The following is a 26047-nucleotide window of genomic DNA, read 5'->3' as shown; positions in this document are numbered from 1 at the left end:
CTCTTAAAATGCAATTTAGCAACCGATTGCAATAAAACATTTAAACAGATCACAAAATCACCTAAAATCGCCCGCTCGCGGCATATCCCGCTATGCCATTTTATTTTTGAACGCAGGCCAATCATGACTAACAGCAATCGCATCAAGCTCACATGGATTAGCTTTCTCTCCTACGCACTGACTGGTGCGTTGGTTATTGTCACCGGGATGGTGATGGGAAATATCGCCGATTATTTCAATCTGCCTGTTTCCAGTATGAGTAATACCTTCACCTTCCTCAACGCCGGCATTTTAATCTCTATCTTCCTCAACGCCTGGCTGATGGAAATCGTCCCGTTGAAAACGCAGTTACGTTTTGGCTTTCTCCTGATGGTGCTGGCGGTTGCCGGTTTGATGTTCAGCCACAGCCTGGCGCTGTTCTCGGCGGCGATGTTCATTCTCGGGGTGGTCAGCGGCATCACCATGTCGATTGGTACATTCCTGGTAACACAAATGTATGAAGGGCGTCAGCGCGGTTCCCGCCTGTTATTTACCGACTCCTTCTTCAGTATGGCTGGGATGATTTTCCCAATGATCGCCGCGTTTCTACTGGCGCGCAGCATTGAGTGGTACTGGGTTTATGCCTGCATCGGGCTGGTGTATGTCGCTATTTTTATTCTGACCTTCGGCTGTGAGTTCCCGGCGCTGGGCAAACATGCGCCAAAAACGGATGCTCCGGTAGAGAAAGAAAAGTGGGGGATCGGCGTACTGTTTCTCTCTGTTGCGGCGTTGTGCTACATCCTCGGTCAGTTAGGTTTTATCTCCTGGGTGCCTGAGTATGCCAAAGGCCTGGGCATGAGCCTGAACGACGCGGGCACGCTGGTGAGTAACTTCTGGATGTCATACATGGTCGGCATGTGGGCGTTCAGCTTTATTCTTCGCTTCTTTGATTTGCAACGCATTCTGACCGTACTGGCTGGTCTGGCTGCGATTCTGATGTACGTCTTTAACACCGGAACACCAGCACATATGGCGTGGTCAATTCTCGCTCTGGGCTTCTTCTCCAGCGCGATCTATACCACCATCATCACCCTGGGTTCACAGCAGACCAAAGTACCGTCGCCAAAACTGGTTAACTTTGTCCTGACCTGCGGAACCATCGGTACTATGTTGACCTTTGTGGTTACCGGCCCGATCGTTGAACATAGCGGTCCGCAGGCGGCACTGCTTACAGCAAACGGTCTGTACGCTGTCGTCTTTGTGATGTGCTTCCTGTTAGGTTTCGTCAGCCGTCACCGTCAGCATAACACCCTGACCTCTCATTAATTGCTCATGCCGGACGGCACTATCGTCGTCCGGCCTTTTCCTCTCTTCCCCCGCTACGTGCATCTATTTCTATAAACCCGCTCATTTTGTCTATTTTTTGCACAAACATGAAATATCAGACAATTCCGTGACTTAAGAAAATTTATACAAATCAGCAATATACCCCTTAAGGAGTATATAAAGGTGAATTTGATTTACATCAATAAGCGGGGTTGCTGAATCGTTAAGGTAGGCGGTAATAGAAAAGAAATCGAGGCAAAAATGAGCAAAGTCAGACTCGCAATTATCGGTAACGGTATGGTCGGCCATCGCTTTATCGAAGATCTTCTTGATAAATCTGATGCGGCCAACTTTGATATTACCGTTTTCTGTGAAGAACCGCGCATCGCTTATGACCGCGTACACCTCTCGTCTTACTTCTCTCACCACACCGCCGAAGAGCTGTCGCTGGTGCGCGAAGGCTTCTACGAGAAACACGGCATCAAAGTTCTGGTCGGCGAACGCGCTATCACCATCAACCGTCAGGAGAAGGTGATTCACTCCAGCGCCGGACGTACCGTTTTTTATGACAAGCTGATCATGGCAACCGGTTCCTACCCGTGGATCCCGCCAATCAAAGGTTCTGATACTCAGGACTGCTTTGTCTATCGCACTATTGAAGACCTCAACGCCATTGAATCCTGCGCCCGTCGCAGCAAACGCGGTGCCGTTGTTGGTGGCGGCCTGTTAGGTCTGGAAGCCGCAGGCGCGCTGAAAAACTTAGGTATTGAAACCCACGTTATCGAATTTGCCCCTATGCTGATGGCAGAACAGCTTGATCAGATGGGCGGCGAGCAGCTGCGTCGCAAAATCGAAAGTATGGGCGTGCGCGTTCACACCAGCAAAAACACCCTTGAGATTGTGCAGGAAGGTGTTGAAGCGCGTAAAACCATGCGTTTTGCCGACGGCAGCGAACTGGAAGTCGACTTTATCGTCTTCTCTACCGGTATCCGTCCGCGCGATAAGCTGGCAACCCAGTGTGGTCTGGACGTTGCTCCGCGTGGGGGTATTGTCATTAATGATTCCTGCCAGACTTCCGATCCGGATATCTACGCCATCGGTGAATGCGCAAGCTGGAACAACCGTGTATTTGGTCTGGTAGCACCTGGCTACAAAATGGCGCAGGTCGCCGTTGACCATATTCTCGGTAGCGAAAACGCCTTTGAAGGTGCTGACCTTAGCGCCAAGCTGAAACTGCTGGGCGTAGACGTAGGCGGTATTGGTGATGCGCACGGTCGCACGCCTGGCGCACGTAGCTACGTTTACCTCGACGAAAGTAAAGAGATCTACAAACGCCTGATTGTCAGCGAAGACAACAAAACCCTGCTCGGTGCGGTACTGGTGGGCGATACCAGCGACTACGGTAACCTGCTGCAACTGGTGCTGAACGCTATCGAACTGCCGGAAAACCCGGATTCCCTGATCCTGCCAGCACACTCAGGTAGCGGCAAGCCGTCTATCGGTGTTGATAAACTGCCGGACAGCGCGCAAATCTGCTCCTGCTTCGACGTCACCAAAGGTGATCTGATTGCTGCCATCAACAAAGGCTGCCACACAGTTGCGGCGCTGAAAGCTGAAACCAAAGCGGGTACTGGCTGCGGTGGCTGTATCCCGCTGGTCACTCAGGTACTGAACGCGGAACTGGCGAAACAGGGCATCGAAGTTAACAACAACCTGTGCGAACACTTTGCTTATTCGCGTCAGGAACTGTTCCATTTGATCCGCGTTGAAGGCATTAAAACCTTCGAAGAACTGCTGGCGAAACACGGCAAAGGCTACGGTTGTGAAGTTTGTAAACCAACCGTCGGTTCGCTGCTGGCCTCCTGCTGGAACGAATACATTCTGAAGCCGGAACATACTCCGCTGCAGGATTCTAACGACAACTTCCTCGCTAACATCCAGAAAGACGGGACCTACTCGGTGATCCCGCGTTCTCCGGGCGGTGAAATCACCCCGGAAGGGCTGATGGCAGTGGGTCGTATCGCGCGTGAATTTAATCTCTACACCAAAATCACCGGTTCCCAGCGCCTGGCGATGTTTGGCGCACAGAAAGACGATCTGCCGGAGATCTGGCGTCAGCTGATTGAAGCCGGCTTCGAAACCGGTCATGCCTATGCGAAAGCACTGCGTATGGCGAAAACCTGCGTGGGTAGCACCTGGTGCCGCTACGGCGTTGGCGACAGCGTCGGCCTCGGCGTGGAACTGGAAAACCGCTACAAAGGCATCCGTACGCCGCACAAAATGAAGTTCGGTGTCTCCGGCTGTACCCGTGAATGTTCAGAAGCTCAGGGTAAAGACGTGGGTATTATCGCCACTGAAAAAGGCTGGAACTTGTATGTTTGCGGTAACGGCGGCATGAAACCGCGTCATGCGGATCTGCTGGCAGCGGATATCGATCGCGAAACGCTGATCAAATATCTCGACCGCTTCATGATGTTCTACATCCGTACCGCCGACAAACTGACGCGTACCGCGCCGTGGTTAGAAAACCTCGAAGGCGGCATCGATTATCTGAAAGCGGTGATCATTGACGACAAACTGGGGCTGAACGCTCATCTGGAAGAAGAGATGGCGCGCCTGCGTGAAGCGGTAGTGTGTGAGTGGACTGAAACGGTCAATACACCGTCCGCGCAGACTCGCTTCAAACACTTCATCAACAGCGACAAGCGTGACCCGAACGTGCAGATGGTGCCAGAGCGCGAACAGCACCGTCCGGCAACGCCGTATGAACGTATCCCGGTAACTCTGGTGGAGGACAACGCATGAGCCAGTGGAAAGACATCTGCAAAATCGATGACATCCTGCCTGAAACCGGCGTCTGCGCGCTGTTAGGCGACGAGCAGGTCGCGATTTTCCGCCCGTATCACAGCGACCAGGTGTTTGCGATCAGCAACATCGATCCGTTCTTCGAGTCCAGCGTGCTGTCACGCGGGCTGATTGCGGAACACCAGGGCGAGCTGTGGGTCGCCAGCCCGCTGAAAAAACAGCGTTTTCGCTTAAGTGATGGCTTGTGCATGGAAGACGAACAGTTTTCCGTCAAACATTACGAAGCACGAGTGAAAGACGGCGTGGTGCAGCTGCGCGGTTAATGTTTTAACGGGAGGCGCAATGCCTCCCCTTTTTGCATGGTCCTGTAATGACCTTCGGTATATTGCAGGACATTTTTTAAACTTTTTGTTTTATTTTTTTATTTTTATTTTTTAAAGGATAATCAAATGTTTACAGACACTATTAATAAGTGTGCGGCTAACGCTGCGCGCATTGCACGCCTGTCGGCAAATAACCCGCTCGGCTTTTGGGTCAGCTCCGCCATGGCGGGCGCGTATGTGGGTCTTGGGATCATCTTGATTTTCACGCTCGGTAATTTGCTCGACCCGTCCGTACGTCCGCTGGTGATGGGCGCGACCTTTGGTATCGCCTTAACGCTGGTGATTATCGCCGGTTCTGAACTGTTCACCGGACACACCATGTTCCTCACCTTTGGGGTAAAAGCGGGCAGCATCAGCCACGGGCAAATGTGGGCAATCCTGCCGCAAACCTGGCTGGGTAACCTGGTCGGTTCCGTCTTCGTTGCCATGCTCTATAGCTGGGGCGGCGGTAGCCTGCTGCCGGTAGATACCAGCATCGTTCACTCCGTCGCGCTGGCTAAAACCACTGCACCGGCAATGGTACTCTTCTTCAAAGGTGCATTGTGTAACTGGCTGGTTTGCCTGGCAATCTGGATGGCGCTGCGCACTGAAGGGGCGGCGAAATTTATCGCTATCTGGTGGTGTCTGCTGGCATTTATCGCGTCCGGCTACGAGCACTCTATCGCTAACATGACGCTGTTCGCGCTCTCCTGGTTCGGCAACCACAGCGAAGCCTACACGCTGGCGGGTATTGGTCATAACCTGCTGTGGGTGACGCTGGGTAATACTTTATCAGGTGCCGTATTCATGGGATTGGGTTATTGGTATGCTACGCCGAAAGCGAATCGTCCGGTTGCGGACAAATTTAATCAAACTGAAACGGCTGCCGGTTAATTACTAAGGGGTTTTTACGTGGATCATTTGCCTATATTTTGCCAATTACGCGATCGCGACTGTCTGATTGTCGGCGGTGGTGATGTCGCGGAACGCAAAGCAAGGTTGCTGTTAGACGCAGGCGCTCGCTTAACGGTGAATGCATTAGCGTTTATTCCACAGTTCACCGCATGGGCAGATGCAGGCATGTTAACCCTCGTCGAAGGGCCATTTGATGAAAGCCTTCTCGACACCTGCTGGCTGGCGATTGCAGCGACGGATGATGACGCGCTTAACCAGCGCGTCAGCGAAGCCGCTGAAGCTCGTCGCATCTTCTGTAACGTAGTCGATGCGCCGAAAGCCGCCAGCTTTATTATGCCGTCGATTATTGACCGCTCACCGCTCATGGTCGCGGTCTCCTCTGGCGGCACCTCTCCGGTTCTGGCACGCCTGTTGCGCGAAAAACTCGAATCACTGCTGCCGTTGCATCTGGGCCAGGTAGCGAAATACGCCGGGCAATTACGCGGGCGAGTGAAACAACAGTTCGCCACGATGGGTGAGCGTCGCCGTTTCTGGGAGAAATTGTTCGTTAACGATCGCCTGGCGCAGTCGCTGGCAAACAACGATCAGAAAGCCATTACTGAAACCACCGAACAGTTAATCAACGAACCGCTTGACCATCGCGGTGAAGTGGTGCTGGTTGGTGCAGGTCCGGGCGATGCCGGGCTGCTGACGCTGAAAGGACTGCAACAAATTCAGCAGGCAGATGTGGTGGTCTACGACCGTCTGGTTTCTGACGATATTATGAATCTGGTACGCCGCGATGCGGACCGTGTTTTCGTCGGCAAACGCGCGGGATACCACTGCGTACCCCAGGAAGAGATTAACCAGATCCTGCTGCGGGAAGCGCAAAAAGGCAAACGCGTGGTGCGGCTGAAAGGTGGCGATCCGTTTATTTTTGGCCGTGGTGGCGAAGAGCTGGAAACACTGTGCAACGCGGGTATTCCGTTCTCGGTGGTTCCGGGTATTACCGCAGCTTCTGGTTGCTCTGCCTATTCGGGTATTCCACTCACGCATCGCGATTATGCCCAGAGCGTACGCTTAATTACCGGACACTTAAAAACCGGTGGCGAGCTGGACTGGGAAAACCTGGCGGCAGAAAAACAGACGCTGGTGTTCTATATGGGGTTGAATCAGGCCGCGACTATTCAGCAAAAGCTGATTGAACACGGAATGCCAGGCGAAATGCCGGTGGCAATTGTCGAAAACGGTACGGCAGTCACGCAGCGCGTGATTGACGGTACGCTCACACAGCTGGGAGAACTGGCGCAGCAAATGAACAGTCCATCGCTAATTATTATTGGTCGGGTTGTTGGCCTGCGCGATAAACTGAACTGGTTCTCCAACCATTAATTTAACCCGGGCCAGAGAATTCTGGCCTTCTTAATGACTCTTTTTATATATTCAGCAAATAAAACATAGCCCCTTAATAAATATTATCTGCTAATGGGTTATATTCACCGTTACAGCGACTTACAAAATTAAGTCATTCGCTCACTGACGCCAATTAAATATTCCTGTATCGTTCTTAACGAGCAGTCTGCTTATATTCATATAATCAATGAATATTAATTAATATATAATACATAGGGAATGTAAATGAACAAATTTATTAAAGTTGCACTGGTAGGTGCAGTACTGGCTACGTTAACTGCATGTACTGGTCATATTGAAAACCGTGATAAGAACTGCTCTTACGACTACCTGCTGCACCCGGCAATTTCTATTTCTAAAATCATTGGCGGTTGCGGTCCTACTGCACAGTAAGTCTCTGACAGAAATCGGCTAACACCGGTTTAATTGCCCGACGCCCTCTGGATTTTCCGAGGGCGTATTTGTTTCTATGTCCTTCTTGCCCCCGCCCGTAAAAATATTTTCACTTTAAATTCAATTTGATAACTACATCCATTAGCCACAGCGCGATCCTGTGCGAAATTTTGTGATCTTCCTCCACATTACATAACATCATATGTTGTTATATTCATCATGCATTATCATGTTACCTTTTAAATGACTGCAAACTCTCCCCTACAACGTATTGGACAAGAAAAAGGTATCGCTATGGGAAGCCAGGAACTCCAACGCAAGCTCGGATTTTGGGCCGTTCTTGCAATCGCCGTCGGGACAACCGTCGGCTCCGGTATTTTTGTATCTGTGGGTGAAGTGGCAAAAGCAGCGGGCACGCCGTGGCTTACGGTGCTCGCGTTTGTCATTGGCGGGTTAATTGTGATCCCGCAAATGTGCGTCTATGCGGAACTATCCACCGCTTATCCGGAAAATGGCGCAGATTATGTTTATCTGAAAAATGCCGGAAGCCGACCGCTGGCTTTCCTCTCCGGCTGGGCCAGCTTCTGGGCCAACGATGCGCCGTCATTGTCGATTATGGCGCTGGCGATTGTCAGCAATCTTGGCTTTTTAACGCCTATCGATCCGTTGCTCGGTAAATTTATCGCCGCCGGATTAATTATCGCCTTTATGTTGCTACACCTGCGCTCCGTTGAAGGCGGCGCAGCGTTTCAGACGCTAATTACCATCGCCAAAATTATCCCGTTCACTATCGTCATTGGCCTTGGGATCTTCTGGTTTAAAGCGGAGAATTTTGCCGCCCCTACCACCACTGCGATTGGCGCAACGGGCAGCTTTATGGCGCTGCTGGCGGGGATCTCTGCCACCAGTTGGTCGTATACCGGCATGGCCTCTATCTGTTATATGACCGGCGAAATTAAAAACCCCGGAAAAACCATGCCACGAGCGCTGATTGGTTCCTGTCTGCTGGTTCTGGTGCTCTACACCCTGCTGGCGCTGGTGATTTCCGGCCTGATGCCCTTCGACAAACTCGCCAATTCTGAAACGCCGATTTCCGACGCCCTGACCTGGATCCCCGCACTCGGCAGCACCGCTGGGATCTTTGTTGCCATCACGGCGATGATCGTCATTCTTGGTTCGCTTTCCAGCTGCGTGATGTACCAGCCGCGGCTGGAATACGCGATGGCGAAAGACAACCTGTTCTTTAAATGCTTCGGCCATGTGCATCCGAAATACAACACGCCGGATGTCTCCATCATCCTGCAAGGGGCGCTGGGGATCTTCTTCATCTTCGTTTCCGATCTCACCAGCCTGCTGGGTTATTTCACCCTGGTGATGTGTTTCAAAAATACCCTCACCTTCGGCTCCATCATCTGGTGTCGTAAACGCGACGATTACAAACCGCTGTGGCGTACTCCGGCTTTCGGGCTGATGACCACCCTCGCCATTGCGTCAAGCCTCATTCTGGTCGCCTCAACCTTTGTCTGGGCACCGATTCCCGGCCTTATCTGCGCCGTCATCGTTATTGCTACTGGTCTGCCTGCTTACGCCTTCTGGGCGAAGCGTAGCCGCCAGCTCAACGCTTTGTCGTAATGTTATCTGGAGAAAATAAAATGTTGGATATTGATAAAAGCACCGTGGACTTTCTGGTCACCGAAAATATGGTTCAGGAAGTGGAAAAAGTTCTCAGCCATGACGTTCCGCTGGTGCACGCCATCGTGGAAGAGATGGTGAAGCGCGACATTGATCGTATTTATTTCGTTGCCTGCGGATCGCCACTCAACGCGGCGCAAACGGCGAAACATCTGGCGGATCGCTTTTCCGATCTTCAGGTCTACGCCATTTCCGGCTGGGAGTTCTGCGATAACACCCCGTATCGCCTCGACGATCGTTGCGCAGTAATTGGCGTTTCTGACTACGGTAAAACCGAAGAGGTAATCAAAGCGCTGGAGCTGGGCCGGGCCTGCGGCGCACTCACTGCGGCGTTCACCAAACGCGCGGATAGCCCGATTACCTCGGCGGCGGAATTTAGCATTGATTATCAGGCCGACTGTATCTGGGAAATTCACCTGCTGCTCTGCTACAGCGTGGTGCTGGAGATGATCACCCGCCTCGCGCCGAACGCGGAAATCGGCAAGATCAAAAACGATCTCAAGCAGTTGCCGAATGCGCTCGGTCATCTGGTACGCACCTGGGAAGAAAAAGGCCGCCAGCTTGGTGAACTGGCCAGCCAGTGGCCGATGATTTATACCGTTGCTGCGGGTCCGCTGCGTCCGCTGGGTTACAAAGAAGGCATTGTAACGCTGATGGAATTTACCTGGACGCACGGCTGCGTGATTGAGAGCGGAGAGTTCCGCCATGGCCCGCTGGAGATTGTCGAACCGGGCGTTCCGTTCCTGTTCCTGCTCGGCAATGATGAAAGTCGCCACACCACCGAACGCGCCATTAACTTTGTTAAACAGCGTACTGACAACGTGATCGTCATCGATTACGCCGAAATTTCGCAAGGGCTGCACCCGTGGCTGGCACCGTTCCTGATGTTCGTGCCAATGGAGTGGCTCTGCTACTACCTGTCTATTTACAAAGATCACAACCCGGATGAACGCCGCTATTACGGTGGTCTGGTGGAATATTAATCCCTCTCCCGGCCCGGCAACGGGCCGGATTTACGCAAGGAGTTACCCGATGAAAACAGGTATGTTTACCTGCGGCCACCAGCGGCTGCCTATTGAACACGCATTTCGTGATGCAAGCGAGCTGGGTTACGACGGCATCGAAATTTGGGGCGGTCGCCCGCACGCGTTCGCGCCGGACTTAAAAGCGGGCGGCATCAAACAAATCAAGGCGCTGGCGCAGACGTATCAGATGCCGATTATCGGCTATACGCCAGAAACCAACGGCTATCCGTATAACATGATGCTGGGCGATGAACATATGCGTCGCGAAAGCCTCGACATGATCAAGCTGGCGATGGATATGGCAAAAGAGATGAACGCGGGTTATACGCTGATTTCCGCGGCCCACGCGGGCTATCTCACGCCACCTAATGTTATCTGGGGACGGCTGGCAGAGAACCTAAGCGAACTGTGTGAGTACGCGGAAAACATCGGCATGGATCTAATCCTCGAACCGTTAACGCCGTATGAATCGAACGTCGTGTGTAATGCTAATGATGTGCTTCATGCGCTGGCGCTGGTGCCTTCGCCGCGCCTGTTCAGCATGGTCGACATTTGCGCGCCGTATGTCCAGGCGGAACCGGTGATGAGTTATTTCGACAAACTGGGCGATAAATTACGTCATCTGCATATTGTCGACAGCGACGGGGCCAGCGACACGCATTACATTCCTGGAGAAGGCAAAATGCCGCTGCGGGAACTGATGCGCGATATTATTGAGCGGGGCTATGAGGGTTACTGTACGGTGGAGCTGGTGACGATGTATATGAACGAGCCCAGACTCTATGCCCGCCAGGCGCTGGAACGCTTTCGCGCGCTGCTGCCGGAGGATGAGAGATGAAAACCCTGGCGACAATCGGCGATAACTGCGTCGATATCTACCCGCAACTGAATAAAGCGTTTTCTGGCGGTAATGCGGTCAATGTGGCGGTGTACTGCACTCGCTACGGCATACAGCCGGGATGCATTACCTGGGTGGGTGACGATGACTACGGCACAAAGCTGAAGCAGGATCTCGCCCGCATGGGCGTCGATATCAGCCATGTCCATACGAAACACGGCGTTACCGCACAAACTCAGGTGGAACTGCACGACAATGATCGCGTTTTTGGCGACTACACCGAAGGCGTGATGGCCGACTTTGCCCTGAGTGAAGAGGATTACGCCTGGCTGGCGCAGTATGACATTGTGCACGCGGCAATCTGGGGACATGCGGAAGACGCATTCCCACAGCTGCACGCTGCGGGCAAACTTACCGCTTTCGACTTCTCCGACAAGTGGGACAGCCCGCTCTGGCAGACACTGGTGCCGCATCTCGATTTTGCCTTTGCCTCCGCACCGCAAGAAGACGAAACGCTGCGTCTGAAGATGAAAGCGATTGTTGCCCGTGGCGCAGGAACAGTGATTGTCACGCTGGGTGAAAACGGCAGCATTGCCTGGGATGGCGCGCAGTTCTGGCGTCAGGCTCCTGAACCGGTGACGGTTATCGACACCATGGGTGCCGGAGATTCGTTCATTGCCGGATTCCTTTGCGGCTGGTCTGCGGGGATGACATTACCGCAGGCGATAGCGCAGGGAACGGCGTGCGCGGCGAAAACCATTCAGTACCACGGTGCCTGGTAGGTATAACGTTGGCGTGAGCATCTTCACGCCAACGTGCTGTTACTTGCCGGAAAACGACCCTATAATCCGAGTAATTCATTCTTTATTTCAGGGTCGATTATGTCAGCTACGGACCGCTACTCTCATCAACTCCTCTACGCTACCGTCCGCCAGCGACTGCTGGATGATATCGCGCAGGGGGTTTACCAGGCCGGGCAACAGATCCCTACCGAAAACGAGCTTTGTACACAATATAACGTCAGCCGCATTACCATTCGCAAAGCCATCAGCGACTTAGTGGCAGACGGCGTACTGATCCGCTGGCAGGGAAAAGGCACCTTTGTACAAAGCCAGAAAGTTGAAAACGCCCTGCTTACTGTCAGTGGTTTTACCGATTTTGGCGTCTCACAAGGCAAGGCGACGAAAGAGAAAGTGATCGAACAGGAACGGGTCAGCGCCGCGCCGTTTTGCGAAAAGCTGAACATCCCCGGAAACAGCGAAGTGTTCCATCTCTGCCGGGTGATGTATCTCGATAAAGAGCCGCTGTTTATTGATAGTTCATGGATCCCGCTGTCGCGTTATCCTGACTTTGATGAGATTTACGTCGAAGGAAGCTCCACCTATCAGTTATTTCAGGAGCGTTTTGACACGCGAGTGGTCAGCGACAAAAAGACCATCGATATCTTTGCCGCCACCCGCCCGCAGGCAAAATGGCTGAAATGCGAACTGGGCGAACCGTTGTTTCGCATCAGCAAAATCGCCTTTGATCAGAATGACAAACCGGTGCACGTCTCCGAACTCTTCTGCCGCGCCAATCGCATCACCTTAACTATTGATAATAAAAGACATTAACCGTAGGCCGGATAAGATGCGCCAGCATCGCATCCGGCGATGCTGGCGCGTTGAATTTTACATCCCGTACGTTCCCCTCACCCTAACCCTCTCCCCAAAGGGGCGAGGGGACCGTTCAGTACGGAATTTAGCTTGACGGTGCTATCCAGCATTAAATACTGGCAATACTCTCACGCAAAATCCGCAGCACCGTCTCTTCACCGCTGCGATTCGGGTTAATGCGAATCGCACAATGTTCTGATTGTGGATTCGCCTGGCGAAACGTTCCGGAAAGGCGATAAAAGAGCGGCGGGATTTCATATTTCGACTCTGCACCCACCGGGTAAGGCAAGGCACCGCGCTTTTGCGCCTCTTCCAGCACTCTGGCGGCAATCGGCTGATGAAACTCGACAATCAACACCTTCGACTGCGCATTAGCAATCACCGCGCTTTTCACTTCCGGCACCGCACCACCGTTAAGCAAAGCCAGCAACCGTTCAGATACCCCTGCCTGCACCGCGTGCATCACTGGCGCAAACACCAGACCACGCAATACTTCCAGCGCCTGTGCGCCCTGGATCTGGCTACCGCCGGAGTAAAGCGTGGCGCGAATACGGTTGATAACATCAGCATCGCCGACCACTGCACCAACACCCTCTGGCCCAAATAGCTTGAAGCAGGAAAATGTCGAGACATTCGCGCCGCATTCACAGCCGATTCGAGCCACCTTCATCACCGCATAGTTGTCATCGGTTAACGCTGGAACACCTGCCGCGCGCAACGTTGCCAGCACATCTGCCAGCACGTAGCTGTCCTGCGGCTGCTGGCGCGTATGCTGCACCAGCGCCGCATCCGGTTGTTGCTCGTCGACGACCTGCTTCAGTGCCGACAGGTCATTGAAATCAACAGTAATAAGCGTCAGCCCCATCTGCTCAATAATAACCCGTGTCGTCGGGTAAACAGGCGCGTCATGCACCAGAAGACGCTGCCCCGGTTTGAGCAAAGCCGCCAGCCCGGCGCGAATCGCGCCAGTCCCCGCGCCCTGCACCAGCGCCGCAGCCTGTGCGTGAAATGCATCAGCCAGCACCTGTTCCACACGCTGGGTAACGCGCGGTTGATTCAGTCCTGGCGTTAAGCCTAAATCACCGCCAGTAAGAAACTCGCTGCCGGGGAAATGGCGACAAATGCTATCCACCAGCGCAAACTGCTTTTGCTGCGCCTCAATAATCGTCAGGCTTTGCAGAGGAAACGTCTTCATAGGTGCCTTCCTTAAGCCGGAACGAACAGGCCAAGCCAGTAAAGAACATTCAGCAGAATACCGGTGATCATTACTGCCACGACCGGTGCCGCCATTTTCTGTACCGGACGGCCCAGGGATTCGTTGAGGAAGTAAATGGCAACCGCGATAGAGAATCCGGTATAACCCGCCATCTTAATTGCTGCGAAAATCGAACCGACCAGCAGCGCCACTTCCATCAGCATATTCATGGCGTTACGGATGTTATCCGACGCATTACGCACCGACGGGTAGCGTCCCAGCCATTTGCCGATCGAACGAAGCAGCAAGACTTCCGCCGAAATAACCACTGCGCCTAATACCGCTGCAACCATCGGATTCGGCGAGAGATAGCCCACCGCATAAACAAAGGTAAAGCCCGCAACTGCATACACACCCGTTGCTAACGCGGTGGTGGCAATCAACGGCACAAACCCCAGTCCGCGCATAAATTCTGCCAGAGCCGCCTGATTAATCAGCGTTTGCGATTGTTCCGGCGTTACGCCTGCGGAATATGCTTTCTCCAGTGTGAAGATCGACACTTCACTGCCAGCAAAAATCTTCATGCTGGCAACGGCGGCAATCAATGCTCCCACGATGGCGATATAGGGTAAGTTTTTGATAATCCGTGACGTGCGTTCTTCAAACACCGAAAGCCCGCTGGCATCAATGTCATTTTCATCACGATGACGCAGGTCGTGAGTTATCGCGATCCCCAGCAGCATCACCATGCCAATAAAGATTTCGATGGATTCAGGGTTAAGATGTGGGAAATAGCGCACGACTACCACACGGGTCATCAGTACCACCACGGCGGCGATCAGACTTTGCTTCCAGCCAAACTGGTAGAAAATCGCCACCAGCGGGAACAGTGCAAAAGCTGAAACCACCGGCGAGCTTAATTCCCCCAGGCTACCTAATACATCCACCGGCAGCGCGGTCAGCAGCTGGTTTACTGGCAACAGGCAAGTAAGGATCAACACGCCCCAGATAGCGCCAAGACCAAACGCCATCAGGCTGTTTATCGCCAGGACGCCGAGGATATCGGTAGGAAGAAAGAGTAACCATGCGTTGAGCAGCCCGGTTTTCAGGGTAAAAGAGATCCCCACCGAGGCCACAAAACCAATGCTCAGACCAAAAGCGATACTCCCCGCCTCGCGACGGTTCATATAGCCTTCAATCAGTTGCGGCAGGATCGGGCGGATGCCGTCATGAAAAACAGCCGCCGAGCGATGCGCCAGAAGCGATGTCATACCCGTCAGGCACGCCACCACGATAATCTGAATATACAGATCCATAGTCGTGCCTTTTATTTCAGATGGTTAATCAGCATCGGAATCGCGTGTTCGACGTGCTCAACGGAAAGGCCAAACGCCACTTTTCCTTCAGCGATCATTTTGGCGATATGCTCGTCTTTCGCTTTAATGCCTGGTTTGGCAATGGTGCAACTTTTGTTATAGCCTATCACCGCGATGGCAATCGACAATGCCGCGCCCGCACCGGTATTACACGCGCCGATGTAATAATCCAGTTGCCCGGATTTCACCTTCATTGCCGCTTCCATGTCGTTGTGAATGAAAACTTCAAAACAGCCAGGAGCCGTCGCTTCAATAGTTTTTTTAATCTGCTCACGCTGTAAGCCTGCAACGCCAATCTTTTTCATGAGTCTGTCCTTATTGGAAAAATTGAGAGGGATTTTCACGTAACATCACATCCACATCGGCCTGACTGAATCCTGACTGGCGCAATTGCGGAATAAAGGTGGTTAGTAAATAGTCATAGCCATAACCACCGTTGGCTTTTAAATGGGAGCGGCGCGTAATATCCATCGACAGCATGACGCGGTTCAGCAACCCACGGTCGCGTAGCGCATGAAGCATCGCAATACGCTTTTCGTCCGGGTAGTAACTGTTCTTGCCGATGGTGTCGAACTGCACGTACGCGCCGAGATCGATCATCTTCAAAATGTTGTCGAGGTTGTCTTTCAGATCGCAGTGACCAACGGTGACGCGCGAAAGATCAACCCCGTGGGCTTGTAGCAACGCCAGTTGCTCCAGCCCCATCGTGCTGAACGACGTATGCGTGGAGATCGGGCGTCCGGTCTGGTTATGCGCCAGCGCAGCGGCAATAAATACCTTCTCTTCCAGCGGCGTAATCTTTCCTTCGCTGGTGCCGATCTCCGCGATGATCCCGGCTTTCAGCTCCGTGCCATCGATACCCTGTTCAATTTCATCGACCATCTCCTGCGCCAGTTCCTGCACGCTGCGGGTCGCCACATGTTCCGGGAAAAACGCGTCCTGGTAATAACCGGTACAGGCCACCACGTTGATCCCCGTCTCGCGCATTACATCAAGCATAAATTGCGCATTGCGCCCCATGTAACGGTTGGTCATCTCAATCACATTACGCACGCCCCGGGTCATCAGGTCGTTCATCTCCTGGCAAATGAACGCATACTGATCAAGGCGGCAGTCCACGTTGTTTTTAAAGCCGGAGAGATCAATATGCAGATGCTCATGGGCGAGGGTGTAACCCGTCGGATCAAAACTCATAGGGTGTCTCCTGCAAACCGGAGGGAGGAAAGAAAAGAGCGACCATTTTGTGGCGGTGGCGCGCGGAAAAATTCACACACGGTAGCCCCCACATCAGAAAGCGTGGTGCGCACACCGAGCTGCGTAGCGATCATCCCTTGCTGATAAACCAGCACTGGCACCACTTCGCGGGTATGGTGGCTGTGACCAATGGTCGGATCGTTGCCGTGATCCGCCATCACGACCAGGCAATCATCTGGCTGCATCGCCTCAACAAGCCGGGCAAGGTTACGGTCAACGACCTGCAAACGTTCGGCATAACGTGCGACGTCTTCTGCATGACCAGCGAGGTCGGTTTCCTGAATGTTGGTGCAAATAAACGCCGTCGGATGGGTGTTAAATTCGTTGAGGGTGATATCCATAATCCGCTGGCTATCCACCAGATTTTGCCAGCTCACGCCATAAGGATTGTTGACGATATCTGCCACCTTACCCACCAGCACGGTTGGCACGCCTGCTTCATACAGTTTTTGTGGCACCTGCACTTTTTCATCGACGCCATAGCCCATATGCACGACCTGGAAACCGTTGTCATAAGCGCCAGAACGCGGCGCATTGATACCAATAAAGCGCCCTTCTTTGCTTTCTGCGGCATCGAGAATGCGTTGACTGTCGGTTAACAGGCCACCAAATGTAATGACCCGACCGACCTGTACCTGCTCACGCACGATACGACCAATTTTGATTGCGTCGTCAAAAGAGATCACAGAGAGATTGGCGGTAATGTTATAGACCTGGCCTAAATCCGCCTCGAGATTATCGCCAATCGCAACCGCCTGATTGACCCACAGAAATTGCAGATCATCGCCACGGCGCTCCACCTGCCAGCCAGCGGAAACTAATGCCTGCTCAACACGGTCAATCACATCGCGAAAAGGCATCCGCAGCGGCGGTAACGGGCGCGTGCCTAAAATTTCCTGATGCCCCATAAAGGTATCGCCACCTTCATGTTGCAGCTCTGCCACGCCCCAGGTTGCGGAATCTGACGGCTGCATATCGCCTGGCGCATAACCCAATGCGTTGATTAGCCCCAGCTTCTCCAGCGTTGGTAGCTGCAAATGCGGCAACTGGCTCAGGATGTGACCACATGTATTCGCTCCCGCATCTTGCGGACGCACCAGCGTGACATCTTTCATTGCCCCTACGCCAAAGCTATCAATCACTAACACCACAAATCGCGCCATTACGCCCCCAGAGAGTTTCCAAGACTGTCATAACGACCGACGATTTCCGGTTCGCCACGATGAATACCGGACACCAGCACCACATCGCTACGGGTGACAAAAATCTGCGTGCGAAAACAGAGCACCACTGCACTGCTTACCGGAAACTCGCCTGCCAGCGGCAGGGTGTAGTCGATACTGCTGTCATCCACAGTTTTGAGATTGGTTTCAGTAATCTTTTGATTTTCTGGCGTAAACACCAACGCATGTTGCGCATGACCACGACGATAGTAACCGCCGCCGTAGCAGTAGCTGTCGCCACGGAAATGATGGGAGATTTCACTTAACCAGAGCATCGCGATACGTTCAGGCTGATCGCCCTGCTGGTTTGCCGGAATAGTGCCCGTCAGCGCATGACCGGGTTCGGCATGAGTCACACCGTATTGCGCCAGTAATGGCAGCGAAGTGCAGCTGGTCGCTGAAGGCGCGTTCAGTTGCTCAAGTGCAATACCAGATTTCGCCAGTTGATCCCGTGCCTGTATCAGCGTGTGAAGATTCGGTGTCGGCAAAACTTTTCCGACAGCCTCATCCCAAAGCAGGCAAGGGAAATGGGTAAGTCCGGCTAAATGCAGCCCTGGCAGATTCTGGATTTCGGCGACAATCTCCGGCAACACCTTGAGGGCAAAACCGCTCTCCTGGCCCGGATAAAGAAAATCATCGTCGCTATAAACTTTAAGCAGCACAGACTGGATTCGCCCGGCCTTCACCGCCGCCGCAGAAACTTCCCGCGCTTTGTCGAGAGTAAACACGGTGATGACGTCGGTGCCCTGTTCAACGGCGTCAGCAACCTGATGACAAGGGATTTGTACCAGATGCCCCTGATGCGCCACAGGCAAACCAGCGCGGCGCATGACTCGCGCCTCTTTGTAATCCACCGCCACAATGCCGCTGTAGCCTAATGCCAGCAATTTTTCCGCCAGCCACGGATTACGACCAAACTGCTTGGTCATCAGATACAGTTCAATGCCGTAAAGCCGCGCCGTCTCAATCAGCCGCTTACCGTTTTCCAGTATCTGATCCACGTCGATCACCCAGCTGTCCGGGGCGATCTTGCCCTGCTGCCACAGGCTTAGTGCGGCGGAAATCAGCGCCGGGTTCTGGCGTTTCAATGCTTCTACAAACATCTTGTTGCCTCGTTTCTGTTCCTTGAATTAAATATTCATTTTTTTGAATATTTAGGTTGTGCGACGTGGATTTGTCGGGAGCTTCAAACCTCTTCGTTAGCAGCCATCCATAATCCATAAAGGTTGGCCAGCAAATAGCCTTCTTCACACGGGTTAACTTCCAGTGCGAATTCCTTCAACAACACCTGATGCAATTGCACAACGGCTTGCCAGTGGCTGGATTGCGCCAGTTCTGCCAGCAACTCGTTATCCAGCGGCTCTATTTCTTCACCACGGCGACTGCGCATCAGTGCACTCGCCATATGTGTCATCGCCATCGTTCCTTGCTCACTGCGCACCGGCAGATGGCACTCTGTTTCCAGTACGTTGACGACCTGCATCATGCCTTTGCAGATGTCCTTATCAATAACGCCTGCCTCGCAAAGCAGGTTGAGTCTGGTTTCCATATCAGATGCCTTTCGTTTAATAACTCGGTTCCTGTTCCCCACTCACTACCCGTTGTTGATGGGCGAGCAGGGCGTGTTTATCTACAACGGCACGCAGCAGTTGTTGCATTGGGTAATCATCGACTCGCGTCAGGACCACGGCTTCGGTGGCCTGTAAAAATCGCGGATCGTCTGTGAGCGGCGTCGCCTCTAATCCCAGCATGGTCAGTTCGTTTTCCGCCACCACGTTCCAGATCACCGCATCGACATCGCCTTTAACAATGCGTTGTAAACTCTCGTGATAAGAGAGATCGACTCGTTCCACATCACTACCGCCAAAAAAAACATCGGTCATGATTTTCTGATCCGCCGAACGGTTATCCAGCCCCACGCGCTTCACGTTTGCGGACTCGCCTTTACGGCAAATCAACTGGTGCTCGCCAACGTAGGTGTGCGGCCCCAACTCCAGCGCGAGGCATAAGCCTTTTTGCGTGAGATAACTTTCCGCCGCTAGTCGCGAAACCACCGCCATGTCATACACGCCATTAAGCAGACACTCCACGCGAATATCCGCGCCACGCATGTGCGCATAGTAAAAAGGAATGCCATCAAACTGGGCTTTCAATCCGCTCGCCAGGCCTTCGTACAAACGGGTATAGGGCAAGGGCATTGCACATACCACGTTGTTGATATCCACATGAGTCAGCAATGCTTTGTTATCCATCTCGACCAGATAACTGCCATTGCGCCCACGGCGTTCAATCCGTATCGCTCCGCTTGATTCCAGCGTTTTCAACGCGGCCTGCGTCAGGCCAACGGATGAACGGCATTCATTTGCCAGCTCATCTATGGTTTTCAATCGATTACCGCACTTTTCACCCAACAAATAACGGGCCAGCGTCGTGATGACGACGCCTTCTTTTTTGATAAACGTTCGACGCATAATAAATTTTCAGTAAATTGAATATTTATATCTTCAGGAATTTGAAGATAAGGCGCAACAGCGAGATGTGGAAACGGCGAGGCACTTCACATTTTTTCGGATTATTGCAAATGAGGATAAAAAAACCGGGTTTCCCCGGTTTCAGAGTGATGATAAAAGCAAAATTGCCTGATGCGCTACGCTTATCAGGCCTACATTTCCTTGCAATATGTGCATTACTTTGTAGGCCGGATAAGGCGTTCACGCCGCATCCGGCATGAACAAAGCGCAATTTGCCAGCAATAGTGAATTACGGCTTCGCCACAAAACCAATCGCTTCGTACACCGCTTTTAGCGTACGGGAAGCGTGCGCGCTGGCTTTTTCCGCGCCATCTTTCATCACCTGTTGCAGGAAGGCTTCATCGTTGCGGAAACGGTGATAGCGTTCCTGCAATTCAGTCAGCATACCGGAAACGGCATCAGCCACTTCACCTTTCAGATGACCATACATCTTGCCTTCGAACTGTTTTTCCAGTTCTGGGATGCTCTGGCCCGTTACCGCTGAAAGGATATCCAACAGGTTGGAAACGCCCGCTTTGTTCTGCACATCGTAGCGAACTACCGGCGGCTCGTCGGAGTCAGTGACCGCACGTTTGATTTTCTTCACTACCGATTTCGGATCTTCCAGCAGGCCGATAACGTTATTGCGATTATCGTCAGACTTGGACATCTTCTTGGTCGGCTCCAGCAGCGACATTACGCGCGCGCCAGATTTCGGAATAAACGGCTCCGGCACCTTAAAGATCTCGCCATACAGCGCGTTGAAACGCTGGGCAATATCGCGGCTCAGTTCGAGGTGCTGTTTCTGGTCTTCACCCACCGGTACCAGATTAGTTTGATACAGCAGGATGTCCGCTGCCATCAGCACCGGATAGTCAAACAGACCAGCGTTGATGTTCTCGGCATAACGCGCAGATTTATCTTTAAACTGCGTCATGCGACTCAGTTCGCCGAAGTAGGTATAGCAGTTCAGTGCCCAGCCTAACTGTGCATGTTCCGGCACGTGGGACTGAACAAAAATGGTGCTTTTCTCAGGATCGATACCACAAGCCAGATACAAGGCCAGCGTATCCAGCGTCGCTTTACGCAGCTTCTGTGCATCCTGGCGCACGGTGATCGCGTGTTGGTCAACGATACAGTAAATGCAATGGTAGTCATCCTGCATGTTTACCCACTGACGCAGCGCACCCATGTAGTTACCAATGGTCAATTCACCTGAGGGCTGTGCGCCACTAAAAACGATGGGCTTAGTCATTTTTCGATTCCTGATTTTCGCTATGCGGAAGCCCTAATGCGGGCAGAAGGTCATTTATAGACTGATAAATTACATCAGGCTGGCTGAGATCGATAGCCTCGCCGTAGTTATATCCGTAGGTTAAGCCAACTGATGGGCAACCTGCCGCTTTTGCTGCCTGAATATCATTGCGTGAGTCGCCAACAAACAGCATCTGTTGTGGAGCAATTCCCATCCGCTCAGCCACCAGTAACAGCGGGTCCGGATGCGGTTTTTTGTTTTGCACATCATCACCACCAATCACCACGCTGAAGTATTTGGCGATATCTAAGGCTTCGAGCAGCGGCGCGACGAACGGCGTCGGTTTGTTGGTGACCAGGCCTAGCGGCAGGCCTTTAGCCTGCAACGCGCCCAACGTATCGGCAACGTGCGGGAACAAAAACGTCCCCTCTTCGGCAACCTCGCCATAGTAGCGATCGAACAGTTTACGCAGAATACGTACCTGTTCTTCTGCCGGAATGTCGTCATCAACGGGCGGTTTACCCATTGTTTTACGCAGAGTCGCACGTTCCTGACGCGCCCAGGTCAATGCGCGCTCCATCAGAACATCTGCGCCGTTACCAATCCAGGTAATAACGCGTTCTTCACCTGCGACGGGCAACTCCAGCGCATACAGCGCCATATCTACCGCAGCAGCAAGACCGGGAGCACTGTCCACCAGCGTACCGTCGAGATCAAAAGCGACGCCGCGAATATCTTCAAACTTACTCATGACTTACCTTTGCCAGTTCACTGCGCATTTCATCAATGACTTTTTTGTAGTCTGGCTGGTCGAAGATTGCCGAACCGGCGACGAACATATCCGCGCCCGCCGCAGCGATTTCGCCAATGTTGTTCACCTTCACGCCACCGTCCACTTCCAGTCGAATGTCGAAGCCAGACTCGTCGATACGACGACGTACTTCGCGCAGTTTATCCAGTGTTTGAGGAATGAAAGACTGACCGCCGAAACCAGGGTTGACGGACATCAGCAGGATCACATCCAGCTTATCCATCACGTAATCCAGATAGCTCAGAGGTGTCGCCGGGTTAAATACCAGACCCGCTTTACAGCCATTTTCTTTAATCAGTTGCAGCGTGCGGTCAACATGCTCGGAGGCTTCTGGATGAAAGGTAATGATGCTGGCACCAGCGGCAGCGAAATCAGGCACAATGCGATCGACAGGTTTCACCATCAGGTGTACGTCGATAGGGGCGGTAATGCCATAGTTACGCAAGGATTTCAGCACCATTGGCCCAATCGTCAGATTGGGAACATAGTGGTTATCCATGACGTCAAAATGCACGACATCAGCGCCAGCTGCCAGGGCTTTTGCGGTATCTTCACCCAGGCGGGCAAAATCAGCCGACAGAATTGAGGGGGCAATCAAATACTGTTTCATCCGCTTCTCCTTGAGAATTATTTTTTCGCGGGTGAAACGACTCCTGGTTTGTACAAAGCCAGCAGTTCGTCCACCTTTTTACGTGTGCCGCCGTTGCTGCTTATACTGCGTCGAACTTTGACGACATGCAATTTTGCGCGCTGATACCACTCACGCGTTAACATCGTATCGTGATTGGAGATCAGCACTGGAATATGGCGATCAACCAGACCTTCGGCGATCTCCGCCAGATGCGCTTGTTGTTCAAGCGTAAAACTGTTTGTGTGATACGCCGTAAAGTTGGCGGTCGCAGACAGCGGTGCATAAGGCGGATCGCAATAGACGACAGATGCATCATCTGCGCGCGCCATGCTATCAGCGTAAGACTCACAATAGAAAAAGGCATTCTGCGCTTTTTCAGCGAAGTGATACAACTCTGCTTCCGGGAAATAGGGTTTTTTGTAGCGGCCAAACGGCACATTAAACTCACCGCGCAGATTGTAACGACACAGGCCGTTGTAACCGTAGCGGTTCAAATATAAAAACAGTACCGCCCGACGGAACGGATCCTGGCTTTTGTTGAACTCTTCGCGGAACTGATAGTAAACCTCGGCGCAATTTGTTTCGGGAACAAACAGCTCGCGTGCGGCCTGTACGTACTCATCAGTACGCATCTTCACAATGTTATAGAGACTGATCAGGTCGCTATTGATATCGGCAAGGATATAACGAGAAAAGTCGGTGTTGAGAAACACCGACCCGGCACCTACAAAAGGCTCAACCAGACATTCGCCCTTGGGCAAATGCCGTTTAATATCATCAAGCAGGGGATACTTGCCCCCTGCCCACTTCAAAAAAGCGCGATTTTTCTTCATGCTGACTAACTAATTACACCTTCTCCGGCTGTGGAGAAAGCTCCGACAGCATCCAGCGCTTCAGGCAGCTCCCGCAACGATAAACCATTGCGGGAGATAACCTTGATTACTTCAGATCGGCCTGTACCTGACGCAGCGGTTTCGCCCACGGGTTTTTGGCCTGAACATCTGCTGGCAATGTAGATACCGCTTTTTTCGCCTCTTCTTTCGAAGCGTACACGCCAGAAACCAGGACATACCACGGCTGACCATTACGCGTCGTTTCATAGACAACGTAGTTTTTCAGATTCTCTTTCTTCGCCCAACCGTTCAGGTTGTCGTAGTTAGAGGAACTGCTCAGCTGCAGAGTGTAATGGCTGGACGGTGCCGATTTCAACGAACCAACATTACCTGCGGTCTTCCCTCCAGCGGCTGGTGTTGCCGTGGTTTGCGCCGGGGATGCCGTCTGTACTGGAGCCGTAGTCGCCGTCTCTTTTGGTGCTGGCGTAGAAGTCGCAGCCGGTGCCTTCGTGCTCGCCACAGGGGCAGCTGGTTCAGTACGCTTCGGCGTCTGTGCTACCGGCTTCGGCTCCGTTTTCACGGTTGCTTGCGATTTTTTCGGTTCAATCACTGCCTGCTGGCGAGCTGGACGCGTAGTGGCCGGACGTTCAGCGGTTTGCGTTTTCGCCGTTTCACGCGATGCATTGCCATTGCGAACAGGCGCGACAGTCGCGGGTTCGGTCGGCAATGTGGAATTGACCGCCACATTGTTCAACTGTTGCTGATTTTGTGGCTGGGTCAGCGCATTGTTCAGGTCACCCTGCACTTCAACACGTTGTTGACCATCCGTTGCCGCCGGGGTTTGCCCTTGAGTCGGCGTAGAAGAGATCGGTGGCAGAGAAACATCCTGCTGAGTATTTTCCGCAGACGTGGTTCCCGGCGCTGGCTGCACCCCATTCGCCTGATCGGTCGCATTGCCTGCAAGATCAATACTCTTCTCACCAGACGCGGTTTGATCGCTGGAAGAGGTCGAGGGGGCTTTTAGCGCAGAACCGATACCGATGATCAACAGCAGTAGAACCAGAATGCCGACGCCCATCATCATATACTGACGAGAAGCGGGTTTACTGGCTGCTTTTTTGCGCTTACGCGGACGACGCTCTACGCGCTCTTCATCCACGGTTTCATCTTCGGATTCGTCAATTTCTTCTTCGATTTCCGGTTCCTCATTGCGCTCTTTTTGCGCACGAGTCGGACGGCGATCGTCAGTGTCATCAAGTTCAATATCATCAAAATTGATCTGCGGTTCGCCACGTTCAGTACGCTCAGAACGTTCAGAAGATTGACGAGAACGACCAGTACGACGATCGCTGGGATCGGGTTTCAGCTCGTCTTCTGGTTTGAATTCATCCATTTAACACCCCACTAAAAGGTTAATGCTTACCACGTTGCAATTAACCTGAAGCTAATAGACCGCTTGATAAGCGGCCTGACCTTTCTTGTTGTTACGCTGATTGACAATCGGCAATGGCGTTAAGAACAAGCTCGTGCGAAACGCCGCTGCGAACTTCACTCTTACCAATTGCCAACGGAAGAATTAAGCGCATCTCTCCCGCAAGGACTTTCTTGTCACGCAGCATATGCGGTAAATACGCCTGCGCGGACATTTCGCGCGGCCCATTGACCGGTAACCCAGCCCGCGTGAGCAGGGTTATAATACGCTGCGTTTCGGCAGAACTAAACTGCCCGAGACGTTCCGACGTCCGCGCCGCCATCACCATACCCGCAGCGACCGCTTCACCATGTAACCAATTGCCATACCCCATTTCAGCTTCAATGGCATGACCAAAGGTGTGTCCCAGATTCAGTAAAGCACGTAACCCGGTTTCGCGCTCGTCGGCGGCGACAACTTCTGCCTTCAGTTCACAACAACGGCGAATACAGTACGCCATTGCCGGACCGTCCAGACGCAACAACGCATCCAGATTCTCTTCCAGCCAGTTAAAAAACGCACCGTCAAGAATAATGCCGTATTTGATGACTTCTGCCAGCCCCGACGCTAACTCACGCGGGGGAAGCGTTTTCAGACAGTCGAGATCCACCACCACTGAAGCAGGCTGGTAGAACGCGCCAATCATGTTTTTACCGAGGGGATGGTTGACCGCAGTTTTGCCGCCAACGGAGGAATCGACCTGCGACAGTAACGTCGTCGGGACTTGAATGAAACGAACACCGCGCTGATAACTCGCCGCCGCGAAGCCGGTCAGATCGCCCACTACGCCGCCGCCAAGCGCCACCAGCGTAGTATCGCGACCATGCGGCTTTTGTAACAACGCCGTAAAGACGGTATCGAGTACAGCCAGGCTTTTATACTGCTCGCCGTCAGGGAGGATAACGCTATCGACGTTAACACCCGCCTGTTCAAGTACGCCGCGGACCTTATCGAGATACAGAGGAGCCAGGGTTTCGTTGGTGACCAACATGACCTGCTCGCCCGATTTCAGCGGTAAGAATGAAGCTGGTTCATTAAACAAACCAGATGCGATGGTAATTGGGTAACTACGTTCCCCGAGAGTAACGACAATCCTCTCCATAACG

The 26047-nt window shown here is 52.7% G+C and carries 25 protein-coding genes; 11 read left to right on the top strand and 14 right to left on the bottom strand.

Annotated elements, in window-relative coordinates; genetic code table 11:
• Positions 1-123 precede the first annotated feature (123 nt).
• The 11 genes from tsgA to frlR all read left to right on the top strand — a co-directional run bounded on the left by tsgA (position 124) and on the right by frlR (position 12340).
• A complete protein-coding gene (gene tsgA / locus AB4H76_RS02445) occupies positions 124-1305 on the top strand; it encodes an MFS transporter TsgA (protein ID WP_000185247.1) in 1182 nt (393 codons plus the stop codon).
• A 261-nt stretch (positions 1306-1566) separates the two neighbouring features.
• Entirely contained in the window at positions 1567-4110 is a 2544-nt protein-coding gene (gene nirB / locus AB4H76_RS02440) for an NADPH-nitrite reductase large subunit (RefSeq protein ID WP_000049213.1), read from the top strand.
• The gene (gene nirD / locus AB4H76_RS02435; RefSeq protein ID WP_000084764.1) at positions 4107-4433 is read left to right on the top strand and encodes a nitrite reductase small subunit NirD; all 327 of its coding nucleotides are present in this window, start codon (positions 4107-4109) and stop codon (positions 4431-4433) included. Before nirB ends, nirD begins: the two co-directional genes overlap by 4 nt.
• Positions 4434-4559: 126 nt before the next feature.
• Positions 4560-5366: a nitrite transporter NirC gene (gene nirC / locus AB4H76_RS02430; RefSeq protein ID WP_000493556.1), complete on the top strand. Its 807-nt coding sequence runs from the start codon at positions 4560-4562 to the stop codon at positions 5364-5366.
• Between the two features lie 18 nt (positions 5367-5384).
• Positions 5385-6758: a siroheme synthase CysG gene (gene cysG / locus AB4H76_RS02425; protein WP_000349855.1), complete on the top strand. Its 1374-nt coding sequence runs from the start codon at positions 5385-5387 to the stop codon at positions 6756-6758.
• A 246-nt stretch (positions 6759-7004) separates the two neighbouring features.
• Positions 7005-7172, top strand: a complete 168-nt coding sequence (locus AB4H76_RS02420) for a YhfL family protein (RefSeq protein WP_001031834.1) — start codon at positions 7005-7007, stop codon at positions 7170-7172.
• A 294-nt stretch (positions 7173-7466) separates the two neighbouring features.
• Positions 7467-8804, top strand: coding sequence for a fructoselysine/psicoselysine transporter (gene frlA, locus AB4H76_RS02415; RefSeq protein WP_000535505.1), 1338 nt, complete (start codon positions 7467-7469; stop codon positions 8802-8804).
• 20 nt (positions 8805-8824) lie between these two features.
• Complete coding sequence (frlB, locus tag AB4H76_RS02410; protein WP_001295163.1) at positions 8825-9847, top strand: fructoselysine 6-phosphate deglycase; 1023 nt, start codon at positions 8825-8827, stop codon at positions 9845-9847.
• A gap of 49 nt (positions 9848-9896) precedes the next feature.
• Positions 9897-10727, top strand: coding sequence for a fructoselysine 3-epimerase (frlC, locus tag AB4H76_RS02405; protein ID WP_000847837.1), 831 nt, complete (start codon positions 9897-9899; stop codon positions 10725-10727).
• Positions 10724-11509, top strand: a complete 786-nt coding sequence (frlD, locus tag AB4H76_RS02400) for a fructoselysine 6-kinase (RefSeq protein WP_000853353.1) — start codon at positions 10724-10726, stop codon at positions 11507-11509. Before frlC ends, frlD begins: the two co-directional genes overlap by 4 nt.
• 99 nt (positions 11510-11608) lie before the next feature.
• A complete protein-coding gene (gene frlR, locus AB4H76_RS02395; protein ID WP_001276847.1) occupies positions 11609-12340 on the top strand; it encodes a DNA-binding transcriptional regulator FrlR in 732 nt (243 codons plus the stop codon).
• Positions 12341-12491: 151 nt separating this feature from the next.
• Here frlR and AB4H76_RS02390 read toward each other — a convergent pair whose 3' ends face one another.
• The 14 genes from AB4H76_RS02390 to aroB form a co-directional block, all read right to left on the bottom strand.
• A complete protein-coding gene (locus AB4H76_RS02390; protein ID WP_000847144.1) occupies positions 12492-13577 on the bottom strand; it encodes an aminotransferase class I/II-fold pyridoxal phosphate-dependent enzyme in 1086 nt (361 codons plus the stop codon).
• Positions 13578-13588: 11 nt separating this feature from the next.
• On the bottom strand, positions 13589-14893 hold the full coding sequence (locus AB4H76_RS02385) for a YhfT family protein (RefSeq protein WP_000366862.1): 1305 nt from the start codon (positions 14891-14893) through the stop codon (positions 13589-13591).
• Positions 14894-14904: 11 nt separating this feature from the next.
• A complete protein-coding gene (locus tag AB4H76_RS02380; protein WP_000719728.1) occupies positions 14905-15258 on the bottom strand; it encodes a DUF2620 domain-containing protein in 354 nt (117 codons plus the stop codon).
• Between the two features lie 10 nt (positions 15259-15268).
• Positions 15269-16147 carry a phosphotriesterase-related protein gene (locus AB4H76_RS02375; RefSeq protein WP_000007010.1) on the bottom strand — a complete coding sequence of 293 codons (879 nt, stop codon included), beginning with the start codon at positions 16145-16147 and terminating at the stop codon, positions 15269-15271.
• Positions 16144-17370, bottom strand: a complete 1227-nt coding sequence (locus tag AB4H76_RS02370) for a phosphopentomutase (protein ID WP_000090611.1) — start codon at positions 17368-17370, stop codon at positions 16144-16146. Before AB4H76_RS02370 ends, AB4H76_RS02375 begins: the two co-directional genes overlap by 4 nt.
• Complete coding sequence (locus AB4H76_RS02365) at positions 17370-18533, bottom strand: YhfX family PLP-dependent enzyme (RefSeq protein ID WP_000497334.1); 1164 nt, start codon at positions 18531-18533, stop codon at positions 17370-17372. Before AB4H76_RS02365 ends, AB4H76_RS02370 begins: the two co-directional genes overlap by 1 nt.
• 83 nt (positions 18534-18616) lie before the next feature.
• The gene (locus AB4H76_RS02360) at positions 18617-18979 is read right to left on the bottom strand and encodes a PRD domain protein (protein WP_001295165.1); all 363 of its coding nucleotides are present in this window, start codon (positions 18977-18979) and stop codon (positions 18617-18619) included.
• A gap of 16 nt (positions 18980-18995) precedes the next feature.
• On the bottom strand, positions 18996-19901 hold the full coding sequence (gene yhfZ / locus AB4H76_RS02355; protein ID WP_001254790.1) for a GntR family transcriptional regulator YhfZ: 906 nt from the start codon (positions 19899-19901) through the stop codon (positions 18996-18998).
• A gap of 289 nt (positions 19902-20190) precedes the next feature.
• Complete coding sequence (trpS, locus tag AB4H76_RS02350) at positions 20191-21195, bottom strand: tryptophan--tRNA ligase (protein ID WP_000165552.1); 1005 nt, start codon at positions 21193-21195, stop codon at positions 20191-20193.
• The gene (gph, locus tag AB4H76_RS02345) at positions 21188-21946 is read right to left on the bottom strand and encodes a phosphoglycolate phosphatase (RefSeq protein WP_000032691.1); all 759 of its coding nucleotides are present in this window, start codon (positions 21944-21946) and stop codon (positions 21188-21190) included. The genes trpS and gph overlap by 8 nt, the downstream gene beginning before the upstream one ends.
• The gene (gene rpe / locus AB4H76_RS02340) at positions 21939-22616 is read right to left on the bottom strand and encodes a ribulose-phosphate 3-epimerase (protein ID WP_000816280.1); all 678 of its coding nucleotides are present in this window, start codon (positions 22614-22616) and stop codon (positions 21939-21941) included. The genes gph and rpe overlap by 8 nt, the downstream gene beginning before the upstream one ends.
• 17 nt (positions 22617-22633) lie before the next feature.
• On the bottom strand, positions 22634-23470 hold the full coding sequence (gene dam / locus AB4H76_RS02335; protein WP_000742141.1) for an adenine-specific DNA-methyltransferase: 837 nt from the start codon (positions 23468-23470) through the stop codon (positions 22634-22636).
• Between the two features lie 106 nt (positions 23471-23576).
• Positions 23577-24863: a cell division protein DamX gene (gene damX, locus AB4H76_RS02330; protein WP_000343205.1), complete on the bottom strand. Its 1287-nt coding sequence runs from the start codon at positions 24861-24863 to the stop codon at positions 23577-23579.
• A gap of 91 nt (positions 24864-24954) precedes the next feature.
• Complete coding sequence (gene aroB / locus AB4H76_RS02325; protein ID WP_000439850.1) at positions 24955-26043, bottom strand: 3-dehydroquinate synthase; 1089 nt, start codon at positions 26041-26043, stop codon at positions 24955-24957.
• Between the last annotated feature and the right edge of the window lie 4 nt (positions 26044-26047).

Origin of the sequence: Escherichia sp. UTM R2 (assembly GCF_048593455.1) — a bacterium.
Taxonomy (GTDB): Bacteria; Pseudomonadota; Gammaproteobacteria; order Enterobacterales; family Enterobacteriaceae; genus Escherichia; species Escherichia coli.
This window is presented reverse-complemented; position numbering and strand designations above follow the sequence as displayed.